Raw genomic sequence first — 9,097 nt, 5'->3', positions numbered from 1 at the left:
GCACGTGGGTGGGGGCCTGCGGGTTGATGTCGCGGAAGGCCAGCGCGGCCTCCGTCTCCCTGACGATCGTGGCCGGCACCTCGCCCGCCACGATCTTGCAGAACAGGCAGTCAGTCCGCGGTTCTCCCGCCATCGCGCGGTGCCTCCCAGGTGCGTGGTGCGACTCGTCGAAGCGCTACGCACGGGATGCTACCGCGCCCCGCCCCACGGACTGTCCTCAGGCCGAACCGGCTGGTAGCCTTCCCCGGATTCCATATGCATTGCATACCGGAAGATCAGCGAACATATCGGCGACCGAACGAGGACCACCCGCATGTCCACGCCCGCTCCCCAGGATCGACGAGAGAGCTGGAGCTCACGGGCCGGCTTCCTGATGGCCGCGATCGGCTCGGCAATCGGACTCGGCAACATCTGGCGCTTCCCGGCCGTCACGTACGAGAACGGCGGCGGCGCGTTCATCGTGCCCTATCTGTGCGCGTTGCTCACCGCCGGTATCCCGCTGCTGATCCTCGAGTACACCATCGGCCGCAAGTACCGCTCATCGCCGCCCGGCGCGACCCGGCTGCTGGCCAGGCCCGCCGAGGTCATCGGCTGGTGGCAGGTGGCGATCTGCGTCGTGATCGCCGCCTACTACGCCGCGATTTTGGCCTGGGCCGTGCGCTACACCGGCTTCTCGGTGAACCAGGCATGGGGCGACGACCCCGAGGGCTTCCTCTTCGGCGGCTTCCTCAAGGTCAGCGAGGAACCGGGCACCATCTCGACTTTCGTGCCCGGCGTGGCCTGGCCGCTGGTCGCGGTGTGGGTGGTCGTCCTCGCCATCCTGGTGCTCGGCGTCAAGCGGGGCATCGAGAAGGCCAACATGGTCTTCATCCCGATGCTGGTGGCGTTCTTCCTGGTCCTCGTGGTGCGGGCGCTCACCCTCGACGGGGCCGCCGAGGGCCTGAACGCGCTCTTCACCCCCGACTGGGGCGCGCTCGGCCACGGCAGCGTCTGGGTCGCGGCCTACGGGCAGATCTTCTTCTCGCTGTCGGTGGGCTTCGGCATCATGATCACCTACGCCTCCTACCTGCACCGCCGCTCCGACCTGACCGGATCGGCGCTGGTCGCCGGGTTCGCCAACAGCTCCTTCGAGATCCTGGCCGGCGTCGCCGTCTTCGCGACCCTCGGTTTCATGGCGGGCCAGGCCGGTGTCGGCGTAGACGAGGTCACGAGCAGCGGCGTGGGCCTGGCCTTCGTCGCCTTCCCGCAGATCATCTCCGAGATGCCGATGGGCGCCTTCTTCGGCGTGCTGTTCTTCGTCTCCCTGGTGATCGCCGGCCTCACCTCACTCATCAGCATCGTGCAGGTGATCGTGGCGGCCGTGGAGGACCGCGCCGGGCTGCGCCGCACGCCGGCCGTGCTGCTGGTCGGCGGCGGCATCGCGGTGATCTCCGTCGCGCTGTTCGCCAACGACAGCGGACTGCACTTCCTTGACGTGGCCGACCACTTCATCAACCAGTACGGCATCGTGCTGGCCGGCCTCGCGCTGGTGGTCACGGTGAGCTGGGTGCTGCGCCGGCTGCCGGAGCTCCAGGCCAACGCGGACGCCACCTCGGCGTTCGGACTCGGCGTGTGGTGGCGGCTGTGCCTGGGCGTGATCACGCCGCTGGTGCTGACCTGGATGATGGTGGACAGCCTGAACAGCGAGTTCGACGAGAACTACGGCGGCTACTCGACCTCCTTCCTGCTCTGGTCGGGCTGGGGCGTGGCGGCCGCGGCGCTGCTGCTCAGTGTGGTGCTGTCGCTGCTGCCGTGGCGGGCCAACCGCGAGCGACCGGCCGCGGACGAGGCGAACGAGGGGAGCCGCTGATGTCGACGTCAGCCGTCGTGATGATGATCGTGGCCATGGCGATCGTGTGGGGCGGCCTGGTGGCTGCCATCGTCAAGCTGCGCAGCCACCCGGACGAGCCCGGGCCGGCGGACGGCGAAGCGGGCTGACCTCGTTCGCTCAGTCCGCCGTCGGCACCGGGCGTCCCGGCGGTGTGAAGGCGGCGAGCAGGCTGCCCCTGATGGCCTGCGGCGCGTCGGCCTCGTCGAGCCGGCCCGCGGTGATCTCGTCGGCCGTGGTGTGGAGCACGCCGTAGAAGGTGGCGGCCAGCCACGCCGTAGGCAGGTCGGTCCGGAACTCCCGTGCTCACGGCCGCGTTCGATCAGCCGCTCGATGCGCCGCAACGGCCGTTGGTGCGGCTCCCTGATCCTGCCGTGGGGCAGTCCGCGCTCGGCGGCCGACCTCGTCAGCGCGCGGCGGCTGGTGCTGGTCGGGCTGGCGGTCTTCACCGCCGCCTCGCTCACCGCCGGGCTCGCCGGCGGCGCCGCCGTCCTCATCGGCGCGCGGATGATCCAGGGGCTCGGCGCCGCCCTGCTCTCCCCCGCGGCCCTCTCCGTGGTCGCCACGACCTTCCACGGTCCGGAGCGGAACCGGGCGCTCGGCGTGTGGGCGGCTTTCGGCGGCACCGGCTCGGCCGTCGGGGTGCTGGTCGGCGGAGTGCTCACGGCGGGCCCGGGCTGGGAGTGGATCTTCTACGTCAACGTGCCCGTCGGCCTCACGCTGCTCGCCCTGCTGCCCGGCGCGCTGCCGGACGCCGCCAGGACCGGCCACCGCGGTGTCCTGGACGTGCCCGGCGCCCTGCTGGTCACCTCGGCCACCGCGACCGCGATCTACGGGCTCACCAACGCCGGCGACGACGGCTGGGGCGCGCCCGCCACGCTCCTGCCGTGCGCCGCCGGCCTCTGCTCTACGCCGCGTTCGCCGTGCTCCAGCGCCGGTCGGCGGCGCCGCTGATGGACCTGGCGCTGCTGACCCGCCGCCCCGTGCTGACCGGCGCGTTCCTGATGCTGGTGGCCACCGCCCTGCTGATCTCGTCCTTCTTCCTCGGCTCGTTCTGCCTTCAGGGCCCGGGAGGGCACGGTCCGCTGGCGACCAGGCTGCTGTTCCTGCCGGTGGCCGTCGGCACGGTACTGGGCGCGCACCTGGCCGGCCGCGCGATCGGCGCACTGGGGCCCCGGCTGGTCGCCGTCCCCGCGCTGCTGACGGCTGCCGTCGGCCTCGCCATACCGGCGGCGGACACCGGCACGGTCGCGCTGTCGGTGGGGCTCAGCGTGGCCTCGGCCGGCCTGGGCACGGGCTTCGTCGCCGCGACCACCACCGCGCTCGCCCACGCGTCGCCTGGCGAGGCCGGGTTGACCTCGGGCATCGTCAACACCTGCCATGAGTTCGGCGGCGCGATCGGCGTCCCGGTGGTCTCCGGCATCGCGGGATCGAGCATCGCCGCAGGCCACCTCGCCGCCCCCGACGTCCTCCCGACGCGCTGACCTTCACCGCCGCCAGCGCGGCGGTCGCCGCCGTGGCCGCGCTGGTCCTGGTCCCGGCGGGCCGTCCGCCAGCCGGGGCCGCGACCGCTCACGTCCACTAGAGGCCGGTGCCAGACTTCGCTACGCCCAGCGGCCGGTCCTGGTGAGCAGCAGGGCCGCCGCCGCGGTGCCGGCCGTGGAGGTGCGGAGGATGGTGCGGCCGAGCCGGAAGGAGCGCACGCCGGCGGCCTCGAAGGCGGCCAGCTCCTCGGGCGTGACGCCGCCCTCGGGACCCACCACGAGCGCGATCTCGCCGCCGGCCGGCAGCTCGGCCGCGGCGAGCGGCGCGGCGCCCGCCTCGTGCAGCACCCCGGCGAACGCGGCGCCGCCCAGCGCGGCGGCCACCTGCCGGGTGGTCACCGGCTCGGTCACCTCGGGGATCCGCAGCCGGCGCGACTGCTTGGCGGCCTCCCGCGCGGTGGCCCGCCACTTCGCCAGCGCCCTGGCGCCGCGCTCGCCGCGCCACTGGGTGACGCAGCGGGCCGCGGCCCAGGGGATGATCCGGTCCACACCGGTCTCGGTCATGGTCTCCACGGCCAGCTCGCCGCGGTCACCCTTGGGCAGCGCCTGGACGACGGTGATGGACGGCAGCGGCGGCGGCTCGTGCCGCAGCTCGGCCACCGCGACCTCGAGCCGGTCCCGGCCGTCGACCGAGGCCACCGTGCCCAGGGCGCCGGTGCCCCGGCCGTCGCTGAGGACGATCGGCTCGCCCACCCGCAGCCGGCGCACCGAGACGGCGTGCCGCCCCTCAGCGCCGTCCAGCGTGACCAGGCCGCCGGCGCCGGCCGCCGACAGCGAGTCCACCACGAAGACCGGGGCCGTGCTCATCTCGGACCGCCGCCCGACAGCTGTCCGCTCACCGGCCGTTGAAGGCGTCCTTGAGGCGCGAGAAGAGGCCCTGCTGGCCCGGCTGGAACTGCCCCATCGGCCGCTCCTCGCCCCGCAGCTTGGCTAGCCGCCGCAGCAGCTCCTCCTGCTCCGGGTCCAGCTTCTGCGGTGTCTGCACCTCGACGTGCACCACGAGGTCACCCCTCCCGTTGCTCCTGAGGTGGGTGACGCCCCGGTTGTGCAGCGGGATCGACTGGCCGGACTGGGTGCCCGGCCTGATGTCGACCTCCTCCATGCCGTCCAGCGTCTCGAGCGGCACCTTGGTGCCGAGGGCGGCCGCCGTCATCGGGATGGTGACCGTGCAGTGCAGGTCGTCCCCGCGCCGCTGGAACACCGGGTGCGGCTTCTCCCTGATCTCCACGTACAGGTCGCCGGCCGGGCCGCCGCCGGGGCCGACCTCGCCCTCGCCGGCGAGCTGGATCCGGGTGCCGTTGTCCACGCCGGCCGGGATCTTGACCGTCAGCGAACGCCGGGTACGCACCCGGCCGTCGCCCGCGCACTCGGGGCAGGGCGTGGGCACCACGGTGCCGAAGCCCTGGCACTGCGGGCAGGGCCGCGAGGTCATGACCTGGCCGAGGAAGGAGCGGGTGACCTGCGAGACCTCGCCGCGCCCGCGGCACATGTCGCAGGTCTGCGCCGAGGTGCCGGGCGCGGCTCCCTCGCCGTTGCACGTGCCACAGACCGTGGCCGTGTCCACCTGGATCTCCTTGGTGGTGCCGAACGCCGCCTCGTTCAGGTCGATCTCGAGCCTGATCATGGCGTCCTGGCCGCGCCGGGTGCGGGACTTCGGGCCGCGCTGCGAGGCGGTGCCGAAGAACGCGTCCATGATGTCCGAGAAGTTCCCGAAGCCGGCGCCGAAGCCGGCCCCCGGGCCGGCGCCGCCGCCGGGGCCCATCGGGTCCCCGCCCAGGTCGTACATCTGCTTCTTCTGCGGGTCGGAGAGCACCTCGTAGGCGGTGTTGATCTCCTTGAACCGCTCCTGGGTCTTGGGGTCCGGGTTCACGTCCGGATGGAGCTCCCGCGCCAGCCGGCGGAAGGCCTTCTTGATCTCCTCCTGCGAAGCGTCACGCTGCACACCGAGGATCGCGTAGTAGTCAGCCGCCACCTTAGTTCTCCGCGAGAATCTGTCCGACGTACCGTGCCACTGCGCGCACCGCTCCCATCGTTCCCGGATAGTCCATGCGGGTCGGTCCGACCACGCCCAGCTTCGCCACCGCCTCGCCTCCAGAACCGTAGCCGACGGAGACAACCGACGTGGACGTCAGGCCCTCGTGAGCGTTTTCATGCCCAATCCGGACCGTCATACCCGGATCCTTGGCCTCGCCGAGCAACTTCAGCAGCACGACGTGCTCCTCGAGCGCCTCGAGGACGGGCCTGATCGTCAGCGGGAAGTCCTGCGCGAAGCGAGTGAGATTGGCGGTGCCGCCGATCATCAGGCGCTCCTCTTTCTCCTCCACCAGCGTCTCGAGCAGGGTGGAGAGGACCACGGAGACCGTGCCCCGCTCCTCGGGCTCGAAGGAGTCCGCCAGGTCGGCCACCAGGCGCGGCACCTCGGCGAAGCGCTCCCCGACGATCCGGCTGTTGAGCCGGGCGCGCAGGTCGGCGATCGACGTCTCGCCGAACGGCGCCGGGCAGTCCACCATCCGCTGCTCGACGCGGCCGGTGTCGGTGATGAGCACCAGCATCAGCCGGGCCGGGGCGAGCGAGAGCAGCTCCACGTGGCGCACGGTTGACCGGCTCAACGACGGGTACTGCACGACGGCCACCTGCCTGGTCAGCTGCGCCAGCAGCCGCACCGTGCGGGCCACGACGTCGTCGAGGTCGAGCGCGGAGTCGAGGAAGCTCTGGATCGCCCGGCGCTCGGCGGTCGAGAGCGGCTTGACGTCGGCGAGCTTGTCGACGAAGAGCCGGTATCCCTTGTCGGTCGGCACCCGGCCGGCGCTGGTGTGGGGCTGGGCGATGTAGCCCTCCTCCTCCAGCACCGCCATGTCGTTGCGCACGGTGGCCGGGGAGACCTGCAGGTTGTGCCGCTCCGTGAGGGCCTTGGAGCCCACCGGCTCCTCCGTGCCCACGTAGTCCTGGACGATGGCTCGCAACACCTCGAGTCTGCGTTCACTGAGCATGCCGCACACCTCCCGCCCGGCCGTCGTTCCTGCTGCCCGCCCTGGCACTCAGCCGTGTGGAGTGCCAAACCCTGTCCAGTGTACGGCCGGGTAGCACGGCCAGGGAATCGTGAACGGGGAGACGGTATCGCGCAGATCCGACCGCCCCGGGCTGGCGGGTTCCTGTCGTGACGCTAACGTCGCAGCATGACGACGCGATGGGAAGACCTGGCGCCCGGAGTGGTGCGCCGGCGCCTTCCGGGCTGGGACGAGACGGTGGGCGCGGTGGCCGGCGCCGGCGGGCTGCTGCTGGTGGACGCCGGGCCCTCGCTGCCGGCGGGCGCGGAGATCGCCGCCGAGCTGCGGGAGCGCTTCGGTCTGCCGGTGACGCGTCTGGTCCTGACCCACCCGCACTTCGACCACGTGCTGGGCGCCGGCGCCTTCCCGGCGGCCGAGCACTTCGGGCGGCTGCCGGCCGGCGGCCCGGCCGAGGCGGCGGCGGACGGGGTGCGGCAGGGGCTCGACGCGGGGCTCGCCGGGGCCGCGGCCGACGCGCTCGCGGGGCTGGCGCCGCCGCGTGAGGTGCGGGGGCGGCTGACGCTCGACCTGGGCGGCGGCCGGACGGCGGTGCTCGCGGTGCTCGGGCCCGCGCACTCGCCGTACGACCTGGCGGTCGTGGTGCGGGTGCCGGGCGCCGTCCCCGTGGTGTTCTGCGGCGACCTGGTCGAGGAGTCGGGCGAGCCGCAGGCCGGGCCCGACGCGGAGCCGGCGCGCTGGCCGGCCGCCCTCGATCAGCTGCTGGCGCTCGGCGGCCAGGACGCGCGGTACGTGCCCGGGCACGGCGCGGTGGTGGACGCGGCGTTCGTCCAGGCCCAACGGGCGGCGCTCGCCGGCCGGTTCGGCGTGGCGCCGGGCGCCCCGTGATCGAATGGGCGTATGCGCGGAGGACAGCCAGGTAGGCAGTACGGCAGGCGGTACGACCCCGACCTGACGCCGCCGTGGAAGCGGCGCGCCCAGGTGCCCGAGGTGCCGGCGGAGCCCGGCCTGGTGGTCGAGGAGGTGGGCACGGGCTTCTGCGGGGCGGTGATCCGCTGCGAGAAGACGGCGCAGGGGCCGACCGTCACCCTCGAGGACCGGTTCGGCGCGCACCGGGTGTTCCCGCTCGAACCGCGTGGCTTCCTGCTGGAGGGGCGCGTCGTGACGCTGGTGCGCCCGGCGCGCACGCCGGCGGCGCCGGCGCGTCCGGCCAGGACGGCCTCCGGCTCGATCGCGGTGCCGGGGGCGCGGGCCCGGGTCGCGCGCGCCGGGCGCATCTACGTCGAGGGACGGCAGGACGCGGAGCTGGTCGAGAAGGTCTGGGGCGACGACCTGCGGATCGAGGGCGTCGTCGTCGAGTACCTGGCCGGCGTCGACGACCTGCCGGCGATCGTGCGGGAGTTCGCGCCCTCGGCCGAGGCCAGGCTCGGCGTGCTCGTCGACCACCTGGTGCCGGGCTCCAAGGAGTCGAGGATCGCCGCCGAGATCACCGACCCGCACGTGCTGATCGTCGGCCACCCCTTCGTCGACGTCTGGCAGGCGGTGAAGCCGTCGGCGCTCGGCATCCCCGAGTGGCCCCGGGTGCCGCGCGGGCAGGACTGGAAGACGGGCGTCTGCCGGGCCCTCGGCTGGCCCGAGAACACGGGCGCCGCCTGGCGGTCCATCCTCGGCCGGGTACGGGACTACCGCGACCTCGAACCCGGCCTGCTCGGCCCCGTCGAGCACCTGATCGACCACGTCACGGTGGGCGGCCCCAGCTAGTCAGCCCGGTGCCGGACAATGGACGCATGCCCTCCGCACTCCCCGACGGCGAGCCGGTGCCAGCGGACGGCGCGCTCCCCGCGTCCGCGCTGGCCGGGGCCGCCGAGCGCCCCCTCGCCTTCTACCTGCACGTGCCGTACTGCGCCACGCGCTGCGGCTACTGCGACTTCAACACCTACACCGCGGCCGAGCTGCGCGGCTCGGGCGGGGCACTGGCCTCCCGTGACAACTACGCGGAGGTGCTGAGCGAGGAGATCAGGCTCGCCCGCAAGGTGCTCGGCGACGACCCGCGCCAGGCCGCCACGGTCTTCGTCGGCGGCGGCACGCCCACGCTGCTGCCGCCGGCCGCGCTCGGCGCCATGCTGGACGCCGTCCGGCAGGAGTTCGGCCTGGCCCAGGACGCCGAGGTCACCACCGAGGCCAACCCGGACTCGGTGGACGCCGCCTCGCTCGCCGCGCTGCGGGAGGCCGGCTTCAACCGGATCTCCTTCGGCATGCAGAGCGCCCGCCGGCACGTGCTGGCCGTGCTGGAGCGCACCCACACCCCCGGGCGACCCGAGGCATGCGTGGCCGAGGCGCGGGCGGCCGGCTTCGAGCACGTCAACCTCGATCTCATCTACGGCACCCCGGGCGAGACCGACGACGACTGGCGCGCCTCCCTCGACGCAGCCGTCGCCGCCGGGCCCGACCACGTCTCGGCGTACTCACTGATCGTGGAGGACGGCACGCGGCTCGCGGCGCGGGTCCGGCGGGGCGAGGTCCCGATGCCGGACGACGACGTGCACGCCGACCGCTACCTGATCGCCGACGAGGCGCTGTCGGCGGCCGGCTTCGGCTGGTACGAGATCTCCAACTGGGCCACGTCGGAGCCCGCCCGCTGCCGGCACAACGAGCTGTACTGGACCGGCGCCGACTGGTGG

The 9,097-nt window shown here is 73.4% G+C and carries 12 protein-coding genes; 7 read left to right on the top strand and 5 right to left on the bottom strand.

Annotated elements, in window-relative coordinates:
• Window positions 1–133: HIT domain-containing protein (locus tag E1265_RS28520; RefSeq protein WP_132933876.1), on the bottom strand; the 133-nt coding region annotated here is incomplete at its 3' end.
• A gap of 180 nt (window positions 134–313) precedes the next feature.
• Here E1265_RS28520 and E1265_RS28515 point away from each other — a divergent pair.
• Window positions 314–1,849, top strand: coding sequence for a sodium-dependent transporter (locus E1265_RS28515; RefSeq protein WP_132933875.1), 1,536 nt, complete (start codon window positions 314–316; stop codon window positions 1,847–1,849).
• The gene (locus tag E1265_RS28510) at window positions 1,849–1,977 is read left to right on the top strand and encodes a methionine/alanine import family NSS transporter small subunit (RefSeq protein WP_132933874.1); all 129 of its coding nucleotides are present in this window, start codon (window positions 1,849–1,851) and stop codon (window positions 1,975–1,977) included. The genes E1265_RS28515 and E1265_RS28510 overlap by 1 nt, the downstream gene beginning before the upstream one ends.
• Before the next feature lie 10 nt (window positions 1,978–1,987).
• On the opposite strand, the gene E1265_RS40435 is transcribed toward E1265_RS28510, so the two are convergent.
• On the bottom strand, window positions 1,988–2,116 hold the full coding sequence (locus tag E1265_RS40435) for a hypothetical protein (protein ID WP_279571471.1): 129 nt from the start codon (window positions 2,114–2,116) through the stop codon (window positions 1,988–1,990).
• Window positions 2,117–2,200: 84 nt separating this feature from the next.
• Here E1265_RS40435 and E1265_RS39750 point away from each other — a divergent pair, with 84 nt between their 5' ends.
• Complete coding sequence (locus E1265_RS39750; RefSeq protein WP_243741176.1) at window positions 2,201–2,821, top strand: MFS transporter; 621 nt, start codon at window positions 2,201–2,203, stop codon at window positions 2,819–2,821.
• The gene (locus E1265_RS39745; protein WP_243741175.1) at window positions 2,755–3,351 is read left to right on the top strand and encodes an MFS transporter; all 597 of its coding nucleotides are present in this window, start codon (window positions 2,755–2,757) and stop codon (window positions 3,349–3,351) included. The genes E1265_RS39750 and E1265_RS39745 overlap by 67 nt, the downstream gene beginning before the upstream one ends.
• Window positions 3,352–3,471: 120 nt before the next feature.
• Here E1265_RS39745 and E1265_RS28500 read toward each other — a convergent pair whose 3' ends face one another.
• From E1265_RS28500 to hrcA, 3 genes are read right to left on the bottom strand one after another with little or no spacing between them, the layout of a single operon-like run.
• A complete protein-coding gene (locus E1265_RS28500; protein WP_132933873.1) occupies window positions 3,472–4,218 on the bottom strand; it encodes a 16S rRNA (uracil(1498)-N(3))-methyltransferase in 747 nt (248 codons plus the stop codon).
• 28 nt (window positions 4,219–4,246) lie between these two features.
• Window positions 4,247–5,383 (bottom strand): molecular chaperone DnaJ, encoded by a 1,137-nt coding sequence (gene dnaJ / locus E1265_RS28495; protein ID WP_132933872.1) that lies wholly within the window; start codon window positions 5,381–5,383, stop codon window positions 4,247–4,249.
• Window position 5,384: 1 nt separating this feature from the next.
• A complete protein-coding gene (gene hrcA, locus E1265_RS28490) occupies window positions 5,385–6,401 on the bottom strand; it encodes a heat-inducible transcriptional repressor HrcA (protein ID WP_132933871.1) in 1,017 nt (338 codons plus the stop codon).
• A gap of 186 nt (window positions 6,402–6,587) precedes the next feature.
• On the opposite strand from hrcA, the gene E1265_RS28485 reads away from it, so the two are divergent.
• The 3 genes from E1265_RS28485 to hemW all read left to right on the top strand — a co-directional run.
• A complete protein-coding gene (locus E1265_RS28485) occupies window positions 6,588–7,304 on the top strand; it encodes an MBL fold metallo-hydrolase (RefSeq protein WP_132933870.1) in 717 nt (238 codons plus the stop codon).
• A gap of 12 nt (window positions 7,305–7,316) precedes the next feature.
• Window positions 7,317–8,177, top strand: a complete 861-nt coding sequence (locus tag E1265_RS28480) for a DUF3097 domain-containing protein (protein ID WP_132933869.1) — start codon at window positions 7,317–7,319, stop codon at window positions 8,175–8,177.
• A gap of 26 nt (window positions 8,178–8,203) precedes the next feature.
• Window positions 8,204–9,097, top strand: an 894-nt coding sequence (gene hemW / locus E1265_RS28475; RefSeq protein WP_132933868.1) for a radical SAM family heme chaperone HemW, incomplete at its 3' end; no start/stop codon positions are given.

The organism is Streptomyces sp. 8K308 (assembly GCF_004348315.1).
Taxonomy (GTDB): Bacteria; Actinomycetota; Actinomycetes; order Streptomycetales; family Streptomycetaceae; genus Streptomyces.
The sequence above is the reverse complement of the archived record's forward strand: the minus strand, read 5'-3'. Positions and strand labels throughout refer to the sequence as shown.